This window comes from Mycobacterium helveticum (assembly GCF_007714205.1).
GTDB lineage: Bacteria > Actinomycetota > Actinomycetes > Mycobacteriales > Mycobacteriaceae > Mycobacterium > Mycobacterium helveticum.
This window is the reverse complement of sequence record NZ_VMQU01000002.1, coordinates 87911-104443: the sequence shown is the minus strand read 5'-3', so window position 1 is coordinate 104443 and position 16533 is coordinate 87911. Positions and strand designations below refer to the sequence as shown.

Here is a 16533-nt window from a genome sequence, read left to right as displayed (position 1 = left end):
CGCCCGGCAGATTCCAGGGTGACTCGAGCCAAATTTTCCTGCACCACGGCGGGGCGCCGCCCCTGGGGAACTAGCCCCTCCGGACGAACTGGTCCGCGTTGTTTCCGGTGCTGTACACGGCGCTGTCCGGCTGCGTCTTTGGGCAAAAAGAACCGAGGTGAACCCGCCGGGCCGATCGTGCGGTTCACAGGTGGCGCAATCGGGGCGGGCGCGGCGGCCGGTGTCGCCGTCGGCGGGGCGGGACGCGGCCTCGGGAGCACCCGGAGAATGCTATTATCCATATTGAAGAACAGCACTTACCGATGTGACGGCAAAATCGACAACTACCAGGCCCGATGCCTAACCGAAACGCTTACCGGAAACGGATTGATCGACCCCGCCGAGAATGTTAGCTTATCTAGCATATGAGCGAGTCCGGCTCGCTTTGGCTACCGAAGCCCGAGGATGGCTTTCGTGATCGAACACGCTGACGGGACCCGCACGCCGCTCATCGACGCCAGCGTGCACATCTTCTTCCCGTCCAACAAGGACTTGCGCGCCGTGCTGCGCGAGCCGTTCAAGAGTCGCGGTTTCCCCGACTACGAGATGGACTGGTACGGGGCGCCGGGCGGCGAGTACGCGCCGAACGCCGAGGGGCCGGACGGCCAGTATCCCGGTTCTGACCCCGAAGTTGTTGCCCACGAGCTGTTTTCGAAGCGCGGCGTCGATGTGGCGGTGCTGCACCCGATGGGGCGCGGCATCATGCCCGACCGGCACCTGGGCAGCGCGCTGCACGCCGCGCACAACGAGATGATGGTGTCGCGCTGGCTGGACTCCGAGAAGTTCGGCGACCGGTTCCGGGGCACCATCCGGGTCAACCCCGACGACATCGCCGGCGCAGTGCGCGAGGTCGAGCGGTGGCGCGACCACCCGCGCGTCGTCCAGCTCGGGATTCCGCTGCAGTCGCGCGAGCTCTACGGCAAGCCGCAGTTCTGGCCGCTGTGGGAGGCCGCCGTCGACGCGAACCTTCCGGTTGCGGTGCACATCGAGGTCGGCTCGGGCGTCGCGTCGCCGCCCACGCCGTCCGGGAACACCCGCACCTACGAGCAGTACGTCGGCTTCATGGCGCTGAACTACCTGTACCACCAGATGAACATGATCGCCGAAGGCGTGTTCGAGCGGTTCGCCGGCCTCAAGTTCGTCTGGGCCGACGGCGCCGCGGACTTCCTGACGCCGTTCGTCTGGCGGATGGACTGCTTCGGCCGGCCGCACCTGGAGCAGACGCCCTGGGCCCCGCGAATTCCCAGCGACTATCTGGCCGATCACGTGTATTTCGTTCAGGGCAGCCTCGACGGCCCTCCCCGGGACGCCGAGTTCGCCGGCGAATGGTTCGGCTTCACCGGCAAGGACGACATGGTGATGTTCGGCTCGAGCTATCCGCACTGGCAGAGTGCCGACGTCAGGAATCTGCCCGCGGCGCTGTCGGCCGAGCAGCGCGAGAAGCTGTGCTGGCGCAACGCGTCCGGCCTGTACGGGATAGACATCGCCGTCGGATCCGGCGCACAGTAGAGGAAACAAGGAAGACGGAGGAGTGTCGAGATGACGCTGACCCATATGCACGAACGGGTTCCCGCCGCCGAGCGCATAGCCGTCCGGTGCGTCGACTCGGATGTCCACCCGACGCCCAAGCGCGGAGAGCTGCTTCCCTACATCCCCGAACCGTGGCGCAGCAAGTACTTCCTCACCCGCAAGGTGGGCGAGCAGATCTACTATGACGCCCCCGACTACGCGCACAGCTATGCGATGCGCGTGGACACCTTCCCCCCCGACGGCGAATTTCCCTGCAGCGACCCGGATATGGCGTTCCGCCAGCTGATCATCGAGGCGGGCTCCGACATCGCGATCCTGGAACCCGCCGCCTACCCGGCGCGCCTACCCGAAGCCCAGCACGCGATGGCGTGCGCCCTCAACGACTGGCAGGCCAACCACTGGCTGGACACCCACAACAACTGGCACGAGCGGTGGCGGGGCTCGATCTGTGCCGCCATCGAGGAGCCGGAAGCGAGCGTGCGCGAGATCGAGCGCTGGGCGGGGCACCCCTACATGGCGCAGATCCTGATCAAGGCCGAGCCGCGGCCGTCATGGGGTCACCCGAAATACGACCCGATCTGGGCGGCGGCCACCAAGCACGACATCACGGTGAGCTGCCACCTGTCCCGAAGTCACTACGACGAGCTGCCGACGCCGCCGGTGGGCTATCCCAGCTACAACCACGACTTCATGGTGACCTACTCGCTGCTCGCCGCCAATCAGGTGATGAGCCTGATCTTCGACGGTGTCTTCGACCGCTTCCCGACGCTGCGGATCGTGTTCGTCGAGCACGCATTCACCTGGATCCTGCCGCTGATGTGGCGCATGGACGCCATCTACGAGGCACGCAAGTCCTGGATGGACATCAAGCGCAAGCCGTCCGAATACGTCAAGGAACACATCAAGTTCACCACCCAACCGCTGGACTACCCCGAAGACAAGACCGAGTTGACCCGCGCCCTGGAATGGATGGAGTGCGACAGGATCCTGCTCTACTCCTCGGACTACCCGCACTGGACGTTCGACGACCCGCGGTGGCTGGTCAAGCACCTGCCCAAAGCGGCCCGCGAAGCGGTGATGTTCAAGAACGGCATCGCGACATACCATCTCCCCGACACGGTTCCGGTGCTCGAGGGTCAGGTGCGGGTGTTCTGAATTGACAGAAGAACTCGCCGAGCGGCCCCGGCAGCGTCTGGCTCAGGGCCGCGAGCACATCGTCGCGACCGTGGCCGAGATCCCGCCCGGCACCCACAAGCTGGTGCCCATCGGCCGGCACGGGGTCGGGGTCTACAACGTCAACGGCGCCTTCTATGCCATCGCGAACTACTGCCCACACCAGGGTGGGCCGCTGTGCTCGGGACGCGCCCGCGGCCGCACCGTCGTCGACGAGACCGCCCCCGGAGACGCGGTCATGGTCCGGGATCTGGAGTACATCTATTGCCCTTGGCACCAATGGGGTTTCGAGCTGGCAACCGGCACGACCGCGGTCAAGCCGGAGTGGAGCATCCGTACCTATCCGGTGCGGGTCGTCGGCGACGACGTTCTGGTGATGGCGTGACGCGACAGGAGAATCAGTGTCTTCCATCGAGATAAACGGGGGCAACGTCGTCTACGAAATCCTCGGCGATTCCGGCGATCTCATCGCCTTGACGCCCGGCGGGCGGTTCAGCAAGGAGATCCCGGGCCTGCGCCCGCTGGCCGAGGCGCTCGTCGGCGGCGGCTATCGGGTGTTGCTGTGGGACCGGCCGAACTGCGGCGCCTCCGCCGTACAGTTCTACGGCCAGAGCGAGTCGCACATGCGCGCCGAGACGCTGCGCGGCCTGTTGAACGGCCTCGGCGTGCAGCGCTGCATCCTCGCCGGGGGCTCTGGTGGCGCAAGGGATTCCATCCTCACGACGATCCTCTACCCCGAGCTGGTGTCCAAGCTCGTAGTGTGGAACATCGTCGGCGGAATCTACGGCACCTTCGTGCTGGGCTCCTACTACGTCGTGCCGAGCATCCTGGCGGTGCGGGGCGCCGGCATGGACGGCGTGATGAAGGTCCCGGAGTGGCGCGAGCGGATCGAGGAAAACCCGGCCAACAAGCGGCGGTTCGTCGACTTCGACTCCGACGAGTTTCTCAAGGTGATGTTGCGCTGGCTCAACGCATTCGTGTCCAAGCCGGGGCAGACCATTCCGGGCGTCGAGGACGAGATGTTCGACCGGATACAGGTTCCCACGTTGATCATCCGGGGCGGCGAGAACGACATGGATCACCCCAAGCGGACGTCGCTGGAGGTCGGTTGCCTGATCAAGGGATCCACGCTCATCGACCCGCCGTGGCCCGAAGACGCCTGGGAACGCGCCGCCGAGGACCGCGCGGCCGGGCGCGTGCAGCACTTCAACATGTTCGACACCTGGGCGCAGGCGGCCCCGGCCATCCTCGACTTCCTGGGCGCCTGATGCGCTCACACGGTGCGGATGTGCACCTCACAGTTCAGCGACGCCTCGAGGGCGGTGTGGATCCGGCTTTCCGGGATGCTCTCGAGGTCCGCCTCGCGCAGCGTCACGTGGACGATGTCGAAGCCGTCGTCACCGGGCGTGCGGGCGATCTCGCCGGTGAGGCCGAACGCGGAGAGCACACCGTGCGCATCCTCATCGGTGCCCCTGCTGACATAGGTGACCACCCCGGCGGCGGGGGCGGTGCCGAACGCCCTGGCGCACAGGTTGATCGCCTGCTTCTTGAGGTCCTCGACGTCGTCGCCGGCGATGAGCAGCGCCGCCTCGCGGCGGCCCGAGAGCATCGCGGCGAGATCGCTGTGGACGACGTCGGCACCCCGTTCGCGGGCGAGAGCGAGGAGCGCCGTCATGCCCTGGCCTAGTTGCTCGGGGGTGAGCCGGCCCGACGGGTCGACGTTGACGCGCACCACGGCAGTTCGCATGTGCTCGAGCCTAACTGTGACATTGGGGGTCGGCTGATGGAAACCAGCGCCGCGCCGGCGATCACCGTCACCGCCTGGCCCGGGTGTGCGCCGCGACTGCTCGGCGACGAACCCGGCCGCGCGCGTGAGGACTACGCGACCTACCGGGCACACGGCGGCTACCACGCGCTGGTGGCCCCCGACGCACTGTTCGACGACGTCGAGCGCGGCGGCCTGCAGGGCCGTGGCGGTGCCGCCTTTCCGCTCGCGGTGAAAGTGCGCGCCGTGCGCGACAACGGGCGGGCCGGCAGGGGCGCCGTCGTGGTCGCCAACGGCGAGGAGGGCGAGCCGGCGTCGATCAAGGACCGCTGGTTGCTGCGGCATCGGCCGCACCTGGTTCTCGACGGTCTGCGGCTCGCCGCGGCGATGGTGGGCACCCACCGCGCCCACGTCTACGTCTCCGACCCGGCATCCGCGCGCAGCGTCGAAACCGCCTTGACCGAACTGGAACCCGGTGCACTCGGGGACATCACGGTCGAGCTCTGGACCGTCGACCCGACCTACATCGCCGGCGAGGAGACCGCTCTCACCCGCTTCATCAACGGTGGCCCGGCCAAGCCGACGGACAAGCCGCCGCGACCATTCGAAGCCGGCGTCGGCGGGCGGCCCACCCTGGTCAGCAATGTCGAGACCCTGGCCAACCTGCCCTACCTGCAGCGCCACGGCTCGGCGGGGTTCCGTTCGCTGGGCACGTCGCTGTCACCCGGAACCTTCCTGGCGACGCTGACCGGCGGGGGCCGGCAGTCCGGGCTCTACGAAATCCCGCACGGCCTGCCGTTCACCGAACTCCTTGCGCTGCATGGTATTTCAGCCGATCGGGTGCGGGGCGCGCTGCTGGGCGGCTACTTCGCCGGGCTGCTCAACCGTGGCGTGCTGGACGTCACGCTGGACCACGAGACGCTGCGCGGCCTCGGCAGCGGCCTGGGGTGCGGGGCGATCGCGGTGATCACCGATGACTGTCCGGTCGCGGTCGCCGCGTCGGTGCTGGCCTACTTCGACCGCGAGAACGCCGGACAGTGCGGCTCGTGCTTCAACGGCACCGCGGCGATGGCCGCGGTCACCGGCGCGCTGCGGGACGGTGCCGCCACCGCCGGGGACCTCGCCCGGCTGCAACGCTGGTCGGTGACGCTGCGCGGCCGGGGCGCCTGCGCGACGCTGGACGCCGCGACCAACGTGGCGGCGAGCCTGCTCGACCAGTTCGCCGCCGAGGTGGCGCGCCACCTCGACAACGCTTGCGACGCATGCCGTGTCGACCCGTTCCGTGCCGAGCGTCCCTACGAGGTCGAGGCGGTGGTTCCCGCGTGAGGAAGCCGCTGAGGATCCACCTGGACCGCACCCTGTGCGACGGCTTCGGCATCTGCGCCAAGCACGCGCCCGGCTACTTCTCGCTCGACGACTGGGGATACGCCTGCCTGATCGGGGACGGCAGCGTCCCCGAAGCCGACCGCGACGACGTCATGCGGGCGCTGATGGACTGCCCGGTACACGCGATCATGGAACTCGACGAACGCCGGCCCGACGACGTGCCGCCGCCGCTCAACGGCGACGCGGATCCCGCCGAGCACCTCAAAACGGAGGCCAACGAAGCCGAATGGGGTTTCACGCGTTGACCGTCCGTCCCCTGCCACTGATCACGCAGGACAACGAGTTCTTCTGGACGTCGGGAGCAGACGGTACGTTGCGGCTGCAGGAATGCCGGGCCTGCGCATCGCTGATCCACCCGCCGGCCCCGGTGTGCCGGTACTGCCGGTCCCGCGACATGGGGGTGCGCGCGCTCTCCGGCAGGGCGACGCTGGCCGGGTTCACCGTGAACCACCGATTCAGCCTGCCCGGCATGCCGGCGCCGTATGTGGTGGCGCAGGTGGCGATCGCCGAGGACCCGCGCATCCGGCTGACCACCAACATCGTCGAATGCGACTTCGACGAACTCGAACTCGGCCGGCAGGTGGAGGTGCTCTTCGCACAACACGAGGACGTCTGGCTTCCGCTGTTCCGGCCCGTGGCCGACGCCGAGCCCGGCCCGCTACCCGTCGACGAGATTGCGCCGGAACGCTTTTCCGAACACGTTCGGCCCATGCTGACCACCGAGAAGTTCGAGGACAAGGTCGCCCTCACCGGCATCGGCATGTCACCGATCGGTCGCCGGCTGATGGAGCCGCCGCTGTCGCTGACGGTGCAGGCCTGTGAGGCGGCGATCGCCGACGCCGGGCTGAGGTTCGCCGACATCGACGGGTTGTCGACCTATCCCGGCGGGGGGAACCTCGGCGGGTTCGGCGAGGGCGGGGTGACCGCGCTGGAGGCGGCGCTGGGTATCCGGCCGGCCTGGCACAACGGGGGCATCGAAACGTTCGGCCCGGGCGGGTCGGTGATCGCGGCGATGCTCGCGGTCGCCGGCGGCCTGGCGCGCCACGTGCTGTGCTTCCGGACCCTGTGGGAAGCCACGTTCAACGAGCTGATGAAACAGGGCAAGATCACCGGGTCGATGGGCCGCTCCGCAGGCTGGATGTTCCCGTTCGGCGCCACGTCGGCGGCGCACACCCTGGCGATGAACGCGCAGCGGCACTTTCACCGTTACGGCACCACGAAGGAGACGCTGGGCTGGATCGCGCTGAACCAGCGGGCCAACGCCGAGCTCAACCCGACCGCGGTCTACCGGTCCCCGATGACGATGGACGACTATCTGAACGCGCGGCCCATCACCACACCCTTCGGTCTCTACGACTGCGACGTGCCCTGCGACGGCGCGATCGCCGTCATCGTCTCCGCCGTCGACGCCGCCCGTGATCTGGCCAAACCGCCGGTTCTGGTGGAGGCGGTGGGAACCCAGATCATCGAACGGATCGATTGGGATCAAAGCACGTTGACCCACGAGCCGCAGGTGCTGGGCCAGGCCGCGCACGTGTGGACGCGCACCTCGCTGCGGCCCGACGACGTCGACGTCGCCGAACTCTACGACGGCTTCACCATGAACTGCCTGTCCTGGATCGAGGCGCTGGGCTTCTGTGAAATCGGCGGGGCCAAGGACTTTTTGGACGGCGGCAAGAACATCGCGCGCGACGGCTTGCTGCCGCTCAACACCCACGGCGGCCAACTGTCGCACGGTCGCACCCACGGCATGGGGCTGATCCACGAGGCGGTCACCCAGCTGCGCGGTGAGGCCGGTGACCGGCAGGTCGCCGGCGCCCGGGTCGGCGCGGTCAGCAGCGGCGGCCTGACGCCCAGCGGCGTGCTGCTGCTCCGGTCGGACACATGAGCCCGGCGGTGCGGCCGCGGCTCGTCATCGTCGACGGGGTGCCGATGTCGGCGTTGGTCGCCGAGGCCGAGTCCCCACAGGCGGTGATCGTGGCGATTCACGGCGGCGGCACCACGGCAATGTATTTCGACTGTCCGGGCCACCCGTCGTTGTCGTTGCTCCGGTCCGGTGCGGCGGCCGGATTCACCGTGGTGGCGCTCGACCGGCCCGGCTACGGCAGCTCGGCGCCCTACCCGGACGCGATCGCCGAACCCGGGCAACGGGTCAACCTCGCCTACGGGGCGGTGGATCGCATCCTCGGGGAGCGGCCGCGGGGCGCCGGGGTCTTCCTCATGGGCCATTCCGGCGGCTGCGAACTCGCGGTGCGGATGGGCGCCGACGAGCGCGGCGCGGGCCTGCTGGGCATGGAACTGGCCAGCACCGGCCGGCAGTATCATCCGGAGGCCCGCGAAATCCTGAAGGCCGCGACGCGGGAACGCCGTCCGGCGGGTCTGCGCGAATTGCTGTGGCACCCGGAGAATCTGTACCCACCCGAGGTCCGGGGCGGGGCCACGGTCTCGCCGACGGCCCCGGAATACGAGCAGCACATGGTGGCGGACTGGGTCCGGCGGGACTTCGGCGCGCTCGCCCCCGCCGTGCGCGTCCCCGTGCAGTTCAGCATCGCCGAGCACGAAAAGGTCTGGCAGAACGACGACTCGGCGATGGCCGAGATCGCGGCCCTGTTCACCGGGGCGCCGCGCTTCGCCGTGCACCGCCAGCCTGGGGCGGGGCACAACCTCAGCCTCGGCCACACCGCGGCGCAGTACCACGCGAAGGTCCTCTCGTTCGTGCAGGAATGCGCGAAGGCCGCCCCGAGTGTGACACCACACTCACCGCCGGACCCGAGCGTGACCGCAGCGTCACACTCGGCGGAGGGAGACCCCGAATGAGAGTCGGGTTCATCGGGTTGGGCAGCCAGGGCGGGCCCATGGCGCGACGGATCGTCGACGGCGGCCACCCGACGATGCTGTGGGCGCGCAGACCCGCGACGCTCGACCCGTTCGCCGACACCGCGGCGACGGTGGCCGAGTCGCCGGCCGACCTCGGCGCGGCCTGTGATCTGGTGTGCCTGTGCGTGGTGGGCGACGCCGACGTGTACGAGATCGCCTGCGGCGAGAACGGCGTGCTGGCTTCGATGAACCCGGGCGGTGTTATCGCGGTGCACAGCACGGTGCACCCCGACACCTGCCGCGAGGTGGCGAAGAAGGCCGCCGCGAAAGGGGTTTCGGTCATCGACGCGCCCGTCAGCGGCGGTGGCCACGCGGCGGCCACGGGACGGCTCCTGGTGATGGCCGGCGGCGACGCCGGGCTGGTCGAGCGCTGCCGTCCGGTTTTCGAGACCTATGCCGACCCGGTCGTCCACCTCGGCGAGTTGGGATCCGGCCAGACCACCAAGCTGCTCAACAACCTGCTCTTCACCGCCAACCTGGGCACCGCGGCCGCCGCCCTCTCCCTGGCCCGCACGCTCGGCGTCGACCCCGACCGTCTCACCGAAGTCGTCTCCCGCAGCAGCGGAAACAGCTTTGCGCTCAACGCCCTTGGCGGCATCGGTGGGCTGGGGCGGCTGGCCGGTGTGGCCGGGGCGCTGCTGCAGAAGGATGTCCGGCTCGTCGTCGACCTCGCGGGCCAGGCGGCGGCCGACGCCGGGGCCGTGCTTGCCGCCGCGGACGCCACGCTGGCGCTGATGGGCCATCCGCGGTGAGAGTCGGGTTCGTCGGCGCGGGGCGGATGGGACGGCCCATGGTGACCCGGCTCGTCGCGGCCGGGCACGATGTCGGGGTTTTGGGCCGCACCGCCGAGAAGCGCGGCGACCTCGAAGCGCTCGGCGCCAGGGCGGTCGGCGAGGTGACGGAGGTGGCCGCGCGGGCCGACGTGGTGGTGCTGTGCGTGTTCACCGACGAGCAGGTGCGCGAGATCTGCCTGGACGCTGCGCTGCCCGCGATCATGCCGCCGGGTTCGGCGCTGGTGGTACACACCACCGCGAGCCCGGGGACGATCGGGGCGATCGCCGCGCACGCCGCCGGCGTCGACGTGGTCGACGCCCCGGTCAGCGGGGGCCCGCACGAGGTCGCCGCGGGCCGGCTCACGTTGTTCGTGGGCGGGTCCGACGACGCGGTGGCGCGGGTGCGGCCGGTGCTGGAGTGCTACGGCGACCCGGTCCTGCATGTCGGGCCCGGCGGCGCCGGACAGAAGGTGAAGCTGGTCAACAACGCGCTGTTCGCCGGACACATCGGCCTGCTGGGGGAATCGGTTCGGCTGGGCGAGCGAATCGGCCTGCCGGAATCGGTGTTGCTGGAAGCACTGGCCCACGGCAGCGCGAGCAGCCGGGTGCTGAGCCTGGTCGCGGCGAGGGGATCAGTCGCCTCGTTCGGTGAGATGGTCGGCGAGTTCGTCGCCAAAGACGTGGCCGTGGTGCGCGGCATCGCCGGGGAACTCGGTACCGACCTCGGTGTGCTGGACGACGTCATCACGGCGATCGACGTCGACCGGCACGATCAGGCGGGCAGCGGCGCCGTGCCCGGCACCGGCGGCCGCCACCACGTCTCGAACGCCACCGCCGAGAGCATGTAGACGCCGGCGGCGAAGATGAACTCCATCGCGGCGTGCTCGCCGAGGGTGTCGCTCAACGCCTGCCGGGTCGGCCACCGCGGTCGGCGCCGTCGAACCCCTCGTTACCTGCACGCGGTTACCTGCACGCGTCTGCGCAAGGCTGCGCATACCGGCCCCGACGATGGCGGGGGTATTGCCGACCACGAACCAGGGCATCACCGCGACCGGCCACCTCGACCGCGACGACATGGCAGGTTTTTGGTTCTTTCGGCCTCGCGCTCGAACCGCTACCGTTAGCGTTACAGTCAGGCATTCACCCGTAACGGTCCCGGCCCAAGCTGACACGAGGGAGTGTGCAGTGACCAAGCCCCAGGTTGTCTTCGATCCGTTCTCCGAGGAGTACTTCAACAATCCGTTCGACATTTACCGACGGATGCGCGAGGAAACGCCGCTGTACTACGACGAGAAGGAAGACTTCTACGCGCTGACCCGCCACCGGGACGTCGCGGCCGCCTTCAAGGACTTCGAGACCTACTCCTCGGCGCGGGGCTGCGACCTGGCGATGGTGCGCAAGGGAATCCCCGCCGAGCAGAAGTCGATCATCTTCATGGACCCGCCGGAGCACCGGCACATGCGCAGCCTGCTCAACAAGGCGTTCACGCCGCGGGCCATTCAGTCGCAGCGCGAAACGATCATCGAGGCCATCGACAAGTATCTGGGCGCGGCCGACCCCGATCGCTTCGACGTCGTGCAGGACTTCTCGGGGCCGTTCCCGGTGGAGGTCATCACCCGGATGGCCGGCGTGCCCGAGGAATACCGCCAGCAGGTGCGCCACTGGATCGACACCAGCCTGCACCGCGAACCCGGGCAGATCGAGGTGAGCGAGGCCGGCATGCAGGCCAACATCGACACCGCGATGTACTACTTCACCCTGGTGCAGGAGCGGCGCGAGAACCCGCAGGACGACATGATCAGCAGGCTGATCGCCGCGGAGATCCCCGGCGAGGACGGTCGGCTGCGCAAGCTCGACGACATCGAAATCTGCGGTTTTGCAACGCTTCTGGGTGGTGCGGGCGCCGAGACGGTCACCAAGCTGATGGGCAACGCGGCGGTGATCTTCGCCAAGCACCCCGACCAGTGGCAGAAGTTGCAGGAGGACCGCGACAAGATCCCGGGTGCGGTGGAAGAGCTGCTGCGCTACGAGGGCCCGGTGCAGTACAACGTCCGCTGGACACTCAAAGCGGCGCACGTCAGCGGCGGCGTGATCCCGGCGCACAAGCCCGTGTTCCTCTGCGGCGCCGCGGCCAACCGGGACCCCGAAGCCTTCACCGACGCCGACACCTTCGACATCGAGCGCGACCAGACCGAGGCTCAGCACCTGGGCCTCGGGTACGGGATTCACAGTTGCCTCGGCGCGGCGCTGGCCCGCCTGGAGAGCAGGATCGCGCTGGAGAAGCTGCTCGACTTCATGCCCCGCTACGAACTGGACTGGGACGGCCTGCAGCGCGTCCACATGCAGAACGTCGCGGGCTGGCAGAACGTACCCGTCCAGGTGCTGCGCTGAGGGGGTTGGGCGTGAAGAAGGTCGAGGTCGACTGGGGCCTGTGCGAGAGCAACGGGGTGTGCATGGGCATCATCCCGGAGGTCTTCCAGCTAGGTGACGACGACATGCTGAGCGTGCTGCAGTCGGAGGTCACGCCGGAGAACGAGACGCAGATCCGTGAGGCCGTCCGCCAGTGTCCCCGGCAGGCGATCTCGATCGTGGAGTAGCTCAGCCGTGGGCCGAAGGCATGTCGAACCCGCTGAGGATCACCGCGTTGCAGTCGGCCGCCGCCTGCCGTAGCCTCGCGGCCTGCTGGTAGCCCTCGGATTCGTACCACGCGCGGGCGGCGTCCACCGATTCGAACTCCAGCAGCACGGTCTGGTCGCCGTGCCAGCTGCCCTCGATGACCTCGGGCGCGGTATCCACCGCCAGGATGGTGGCGCCGGCCATCGCGGTTCCGGCGGCCCGGGCGTAGGCCTTCATGCCCGCCGGATCCTTGATGGCCTCGGTGAGCAGGACGTACCCTTTCGGCCCTGTTGCCACTCGAATCTCCTTGTCCGGGTTCAGGTTTTGCTGATGGCCTGTTCGGGGCAGGAGTCGATGGCCTCCCCAACCGCCGCCTCCAGCTCCGCCGGGACGTCGGTATCTGTCGTGACGGCATAGCCGTCGTCGGTCAGGCTGAACACCTGCGGGCAGAGCGTCACGCAGACACCGTGGCCGCGGCAGCGCTGATCGTCGACCCAGACCCTCATGCCGGGAACTCCAGGTGCAGCTCGGTCAGGCCGCGCAGGATGTAGGTCGGAACGTATTGGTAGCGGCGGTCATTGGCCGGGCCGTGCACGCGCTCGTCGAGCCTGATGTCCGAGGTCCGGTCGAGCAGCCGCTCGATCGCGACGCGGGTTTCGGCGCGCGCCAGCGGCGCGCCGGGGCAGCTGTGGATGCCCCGACCGAACGAGATGTGCTGCCGGGCGTTCTTGCGGGCCAGGTCGAACGTGGCGGGGTCCTCGAACCGGCGCGGGTCGCGGTTGGCGGCCGCCTGCACCACCATCGCCGTGGTGCCCGCGGGCAGGTCGACCCCGCCGACGTTGACGCGCACCCGGTTCAACCGGAAGTCGCCCTTGACCGGGCTCTCGATGCGCAGCGCCTCTTCGATGAAGTTGGGAATCAGGCTGCGGTCCCTGCGCAGCTGCGCCTGGATTTCGGGGCGTTCCGCGATGACCTGCAGCGCGGCGCCCAGCAGCCGCACGGTGGTCTCCTGGCCCGCCGAGAACACGTTGCTGGCGACCCGGGCCACGTCTTCGACGTCGGGAACCGAGCCGTCGGGGAAGGTCGCGGTGGCCAGGCCGGTCAGCACGTCGTCGCGCGGTGCGCGGCGGCGGTCTGCGACATAGTCGGAGAAGGTGCCATAGAGGAATTCCAGGGGGTTGTGCGCCAACGCCTCCTTGCCGGTGCCCCCGACCCCGCCGCCCGAGTGCTGGCGGATGTTCTTGACGAACTGGTCGCGGTCCTCCTCGGGCACGCCGAGCAGGTCGGCGATCACCAGCAGGGTGAAGGGACCGGCGAAGCCCTTGATGAACTCCCCTTCGCCCGGCGCCAGGAACCCGTCGAGCACCTGGTCGGCGAGCACCCACATCGCGTCCTCGTTCTCCTTGAGGCGCTTGGGGGTGATCAGCCGCATCAGCAGGGCGCGATGGTTGGTGTGAGTCGGCGGGTCCAGGGTCGGCAGCTGGTCGCTGAACGGCAGTTCGTCGCGGTGTTCCTCGATCAGGTCGGTGATGTCCTCACCTTCCAGCGGTACCGGGAAGCCGGGGAACGGGCCGGTCACCGAGATACACGAGGACCATGTCTCGGCGTCGTTGAGCACCGCACACGCCTCGTCCCAGCCGGTCACCATCGTCACCCCGTGGTGGTTCTCCCGGGTCACCGGACACTGCTGCCGCAGGGCCTCGTAATAGGGGTAGGGGTTCTCGACGAGGCTCTGGTCGCGGAAGAAGTCCATCTCGGTGAGGTCGTTCACCATTGTCTGCTCCGTTCGATCTCGGCTAGTGAGAATGTGCCTCTCAGAGATGAGTATTACATTTCCACACGCGCATATTCGCCGTCAACGAGGGGCCCGTTCGGCCGCCCCCACGCCGACTGTGCATTTCGCGGCGCGACACGCCGACACCGCGCCGTGGTGTGCACGCTCGGCGACGGGGTCGGCGGCTCGGCGGACTTGGGGCCTGTTCAGCCGGCCGGCACGAGATCGGCCGCGACCGACGGCCAGGCCAGCAGCCCGCTGCGGAACGTCTCGGTCGCGCCGACGGCGCCGGGCGGGACTCCTGGGGCGTTCAGGGCGGCCGCCAGCGCCTGGGACTTGAAGATCCGCGCGGCCATGCTGAGCCGGTGCTGCACCAGGCCCACGCTCTCGTCGAGCTCGGCAGGCCAGTCCTCTCCCCACAGCGTGACCTCGGTGATGCCGCGGTCGAGTGCCTGCAACACGCCCCGACGTACCCGCGGGTCGCACCCGAACAGGTCCGCCGCGGCCGCCAGGGCCTGGGGCCGCGAACGGGATTCCATCGTCGCCAAGACGTCCTCCAGGTCGAGCACCCGCGCACCGAGGATCTGCAGCGGCCGGGCCTCGGGGCGGTCGGCGACCAGCACCGTGACGTCCCATCCGGCCATCGCGCGGTCGAAAAGCCAGCCGCCGGCGTACCTGACCACGTCGGCCACGCCGGCGGCGACCACGTCGAGCCGGTACCTCATGTCGTCCCGCTCGTCTTCGGGGGCGCGAAGTCCCGTGCCAGCGTCTCGGCGTACTGCTTGAACACCTCGGTGAGCGGTATCGAAGGGTCGAGCAACCATGTGGTTTCCATTCCGTGGACGAAGGCCAGAATTTCCACTGCCTTGATGGCGGGGTCCAGGTCCGTGCGGTAGCGGCCGTCGGCCTGACCGACGCGGATGAGGTCGGCGACGATGTCGACCGCGGCCCGGTGCCTGGCCAGCATGCGGTCGTGCAGGGGCGCCTCGGGAAGGATGTTCTCCACCAGGAGCACCGTGAACGTGCCGACCAGTTCGGGGGCCCGGTGGAAGCGGTCGGCAACCTGGGAGATCTGGGCGAGCAGGTCGCCGGTCCGGTCGGCGTGGACCTCGTCGTCGACGTCGCGGGCGTCGAGCACCGCGTGCAGCAACTGCTCCTTGGACTCGAAGTGGTGCAGCAGTCCCGCGGGGGTCACCCCGGCCTCGCCGGCTATCTGGGCCAGCGTCGTGTTGCGCCAGCCATTGCGGATGAGCAGGCGCTGGGCGACCTCGAGGATTCGTTGCTTCCGGTCCTCGCCCTTGGCGAGCAGCGTGTCGTATCGCCGCGTGTCGGCCACGGCACCCCTTCTTCGTTCGCCGGAGTGAACTACCTAGTGAACACACAGTAAGTTAGTTTGTCCGATGTGACAAGGGTCTCACCGCGGACGTTTTTCGGCGAGCGTCGCGCTCCGCTATTCGACGAGCTCGACCAGCGTCGCGTTGGCCGTGCCGCCCCCCTCGCACATGGTCTGCAGGCCGTAGCGGAGGCCGTTGTCGCGCATGTGGTGCGCCATGCGCGTCATCAGCACCGCGCCGGAGGCGCCCAACGGATGCCCCAGGGCGATGGCGCCGCCCAGCGGATTGACCCGGTCCGGATCGGCACCCGTCTCGGCCAGCCACGCCAGCGGGACCGGCGCGAAGGCCTCGTTCACCTCGAACACGCCCACCTCCGACAGCGCAACGCCGGCCTTTTTCAACACCTTCTCGGTCGCCGGGATCGGGCCGGTGAGCATGAGCACCGGGTCGGCGCCGGTGACCGCACCCGCGCGGTAGCGCACGATCGGTGTCAACCCGAGTTCGATCGCCATCTGCGAGGTGGTCACCAGCAGGGCGGCGGCCCCGTCGGAGATCTGCGAGGAGTTGCCCGCATGGATCACCCCGTCCTCGACGAATGCCGGCTTGAGCGTGCCCAGTTTCTCGACGCTGGTCCCGCGCCGGATGCCCTCGTCCGCGGTGACGACGGCCGCGTCGTCGGTGAAGACCGGCACGATCTGGTCGGTGAAGGCGCCGCGGTCCTGGGCCGCGGCGGCCCGCTCGTGGGACTGCGCCGAGTATTCGTCGAGCCGCGTGCGGCCGAGCCCCCACTTCTTGGCGATCAGCTCCGCCGACAGGCCCTGGTTGAACGAGAAGTCGTCATAGCGGGCCAGCACTTTGGGGCCGTAGGGCATCCCCGTGGCCCGGGCCGCACCGAGGGGAACGCGGCTCATGACCTCGACACCGCCGGCCACCACGACGTCCTGCTGGCCGGACATCACCGCCTGGACCGCGAAGTCGAGGGCCTGCTGGCTGGACCCACACGCGCGGTTGACCGTCGTGCCGGGGATGGTCTCCGGCCACCCGGCGGCCAGCACCGCGTAGCGGCCGATGTTGCTGGACTGGTCGCCGACCTGGGACACGCAGCCCCAGATCACGTCGTCGACGATCTCCGGGCCGATGCCGGCGCGTTCCAGCAGTTCGTTGAGGACGACCGCGGACAGGTCGGCGGCGTGCACCCCCGACAACCCGCCGTTGCGCTTGCCGACCGCGGTGCGTACCGCTTCGACGATGACCGTTTCACGCATG

The 16533-nt window shown here is 69.0% G+C and carries 19 protein-coding genes; 12 read left to right on the top strand and 7 right to left on the bottom strand.

What is annotated here, in order from left to right:
• The first annotated feature begins 453 nt into the window (after positions 1 to 453).
• From FPZ47_RS01000 to FPZ47_RS00985, 4 genes are read left to right on the top strand one after another with little or no spacing between them, the layout of a single operon-like run.
• Positions 454 to 1548: an amidohydrolase family protein gene (locus FPZ47_RS01000; RefSeq protein WP_144947210.1), complete on the top strand. Its 1095-nt coding sequence runs from the start codon at positions 454 to 456 to the stop codon at positions 1546 to 1548.
• A 30-nt stretch (positions 1549 to 1578) separates the two neighbouring features.
• Positions 1579 to 2724: an amidohydrolase family protein gene (locus tag FPZ47_RS00995; RefSeq protein ID WP_144947207.1), complete on the top strand. Its 1146-nt coding sequence runs from the start codon at positions 1579 to 1581 to the stop codon at positions 2722 to 2724.
• A gap of 1 nt (position 2725) precedes the next feature.
• Positions 2726 to 3127 (top strand): Rieske (2Fe-2S) protein, encoded by a 402-nt coding sequence (locus FPZ47_RS00990; RefSeq protein WP_144947204.1) that lies wholly within the window; start codon positions 2726 to 2728, stop codon positions 3125 to 3127.
• A 16-nt stretch (positions 3128 to 3143) separates the two neighbouring features.
• Positions 3144 to 4010 (top strand): alpha/beta fold hydrolase, encoded by an 867-nt coding sequence (locus tag FPZ47_RS00985; RefSeq protein ID WP_144947201.1) that lies wholly within the window; start codon positions 3144 to 3146, stop codon positions 4008 to 4010.
• 5 nt (positions 4011 to 4015) lie between these two features.
• On the opposite strand, the gene FPZ47_RS00980 is transcribed toward FPZ47_RS00985, so the two are convergent.
• A complete protein-coding gene (locus FPZ47_RS00980; protein WP_144947198.1) occupies positions 4016 to 4489 on the bottom strand; it encodes a hypothetical protein in 474 nt (157 codons plus the stop codon).
• Between the two features lie 36 nt (positions 4490 to 4525).
• Between FPZ47_RS00980 and FPZ47_RS00975 the strand changes: the two genes are divergently transcribed.
• From FPZ47_RS00975 to FPZ47_RS00940, 8 genes are all read left to right on the top strand, one after another.
• The gene (locus FPZ47_RS00975; RefSeq protein WP_144947195.1) at positions 4526 to 5833 is read left to right on the top strand and encodes an NADH-ubiquinone oxidoreductase-F iron-sulfur binding region domain-containing protein; all 1308 of its coding nucleotides are present in this window, start codon (positions 4526 to 4528) and stop codon (positions 5831 to 5833) included.
• An 8-nt stretch (positions 5834 to 5841) separates the two neighbouring features.
• Positions 5842 to 6138: a ferredoxin gene (locus FPZ47_RS00970; protein WP_210419798.1), complete on the top strand. Its 297-nt coding sequence runs from the start codon at positions 5842 to 5844 to the stop codon at positions 6136 to 6138.
• Positions 6120 to 7781 (top strand): thiolase C-terminal domain-containing protein, encoded by a 1662-nt coding sequence (locus FPZ47_RS00965; protein ID WP_144947190.1) that lies wholly within the window; start codon positions 6120 to 6122, stop codon positions 7779 to 7781. The genes FPZ47_RS00970 and FPZ47_RS00965 overlap by 19 nt, the downstream gene beginning before the upstream one ends.
• The gene (locus FPZ47_RS00960; RefSeq protein WP_144947187.1) at positions 7778 to 8710 is read left to right on the top strand and encodes an alpha/beta hydrolase; all 933 of its coding nucleotides are present in this window, start codon (positions 7778 to 7780) and stop codon (positions 8708 to 8710) included. Before FPZ47_RS00965 ends, FPZ47_RS00960 begins: the two co-directional genes overlap by 4 nt.
• Positions 8707 to 9522, top strand: a complete 816-nt coding sequence (locus FPZ47_RS00955) for an NAD(P)-dependent oxidoreductase (RefSeq protein ID WP_144947184.1) — start codon at positions 8707 to 8709, stop codon at positions 9520 to 9522. Before FPZ47_RS00960 ends, FPZ47_RS00955 begins: the two co-directional genes overlap by 4 nt.
• Complete coding sequence (locus FPZ47_RS00950; protein WP_144947181.1) at positions 9519 to 10391, top strand: NAD(P)-dependent oxidoreductase; 873 nt, start codon at positions 9519 to 9521, stop codon at positions 10389 to 10391. Before FPZ47_RS00955 ends, FPZ47_RS00950 begins: the two co-directional genes overlap by 4 nt.
• Before the next feature lie 337 nt (positions 10392 to 10728).
• A complete protein-coding gene (locus tag FPZ47_RS00945; protein WP_144947179.1) occupies positions 10729 to 11934 on the top strand; it encodes a cytochrome P450 in 1206 nt (401 codons plus the stop codon).
• 11 nt (positions 11935 to 11945) lie between these two features.
• On the top strand, positions 11946 to 12140 hold the full coding sequence (locus FPZ47_RS00940) for a ferredoxin (protein ID WP_144947176.1): 195 nt from the start codon (positions 11946 to 11948) through the stop codon (positions 12138 to 12140).
• Position 12141: 1 nt separating this feature from the next.
• On the opposite strand, the gene FPZ47_RS00935 is transcribed toward FPZ47_RS00940, so the two are convergent.
• From FPZ47_RS00935 to FPZ47_RS00910, 6 genes are all read right to left on the bottom strand, one after another.
• On the bottom strand, positions 12142 to 12456 hold the full coding sequence (locus FPZ47_RS00935) for a DUF1330 domain-containing protein (protein WP_144947173.1): 315 nt from the start codon (positions 12454 to 12456) through the stop codon (positions 12142 to 12144).
• A 20-nt stretch (positions 12457 to 12476) separates the two neighbouring features.
• Positions 12477 to 12665: a ferredoxin gene (locus tag FPZ47_RS00930; protein ID WP_144947170.1), complete on the bottom strand. Its 189-nt coding sequence runs from the start codon at positions 12663 to 12665 to the stop codon at positions 12477 to 12479.
• Positions 12662 to 13933, bottom strand: coding sequence for a cytochrome P450 (locus FPZ47_RS00925; RefSeq protein WP_144947167.1), 1272 nt, complete (start codon positions 13931 to 13933; stop codon positions 12662 to 12664). The genes FPZ47_RS00930 and FPZ47_RS00925 overlap by 4 nt, the downstream gene beginning before the upstream one ends.
• 206 nt (positions 13934 to 14139) lie before the next feature.
• Complete coding sequence (locus tag FPZ47_RS00920) at positions 14140 to 14658, bottom strand: hypothetical protein (RefSeq protein WP_144947164.1); 519 nt, start codon at positions 14656 to 14658, stop codon at positions 14140 to 14142.
• Positions 14655 to 15269 carry a TetR/AcrR family transcriptional regulator gene (locus FPZ47_RS00915; RefSeq protein ID WP_144947161.1) on the bottom strand — a complete coding sequence of 205 codons (615 nt, stop codon included), beginning with the start codon at positions 15267 to 15269 and terminating at the stop codon, positions 14655 to 14657. Before FPZ47_RS00915 ends, FPZ47_RS00920 begins: the two co-directional genes overlap by 4 nt.
• Before the next feature lie 114 nt (positions 15270 to 15383).
• Positions 15384 to 16532 carry a thiolase family protein gene (locus FPZ47_RS00910; protein ID WP_144947159.1) on the bottom strand — a complete coding sequence of 383 codons (1149 nt, stop codon included), beginning with the start codon at positions 16530 to 16532 and terminating at the stop codon, positions 15384 to 15386.
• Between the last annotated feature and the right edge of the window lies 1 nt (position 16533).

Bases quoted from the DNA above. Each gene is read 5' to 3' on its own strand.
- FPZ47_RS00995 (WP_144947207.1), top strand. From the start codon at position 1,579: ATGACGCTGACCCATATGCACGAACGGGTTCCCGCCGCCGAGCGCATA.
- FPZ47_RS00980 (WP_144947198.1), bottom strand. From the start codon at position 4,489: ATGCGAACTGCCGTGGTGCGCGTCAACGTCGACCCGTCGGGCCGGCTC.
- FPZ47_RS00975 (WP_144947195.1), top strand. From the start codon at position 4,526: ATGGAAACCAGCGCCGCGCCGGCGATCACCGTCACCGCCTGGCCCGGG.
- FPZ47_RS00965 (WP_144947190.1), top strand. From the start codon at position 6,120: ATGGGGTTTCACGCGTTGACCGTCCGTCCCCTGCCACTGATCACGCAG.
- FPZ47_RS00960 (WP_144947187.1), top strand. From the start codon at position 7,778: ATGAGCCCGGCGGTGCGGCCGCGGCTCGTCATCGTCGACGGGGTGCCG.
- FPZ47_RS00955 (WP_144947184.1), top strand. From the start codon at position 8,707: ATGAGAGTCGGGTTCATCGGGTTGGGCAGCCAGGGCGGGCCCATGGCG.
- FPZ47_RS00930 (WP_144947170.1), bottom strand. From the start codon at position 12,665: ATGAGGGTCTGGGTCGACGATCAGCGCTGCCGCGGCCACGGTGTCTGC.
- FPZ47_RS00925 (WP_144947167.1), bottom strand. From the start codon at position 13,933: ATGGTGAACGACCTCACCGAGATGGACTTCTTCCGCGACCAGAGCCTC.
- FPZ47_RS00920 (WP_144947164.1), bottom strand. From the start codon at position 14,658: ATGAGGTACCGGCTCGACGTGGTCGCCGCCGGCGTGGCCGACGTGGTC.
- FPZ47_RS00910 (WP_144947159.1), bottom strand. From the start codon at position 16,532: ATGCGTGAAACGGTCATCGTCGAAGCGGTACGCACCGCGGTCGGCAAG.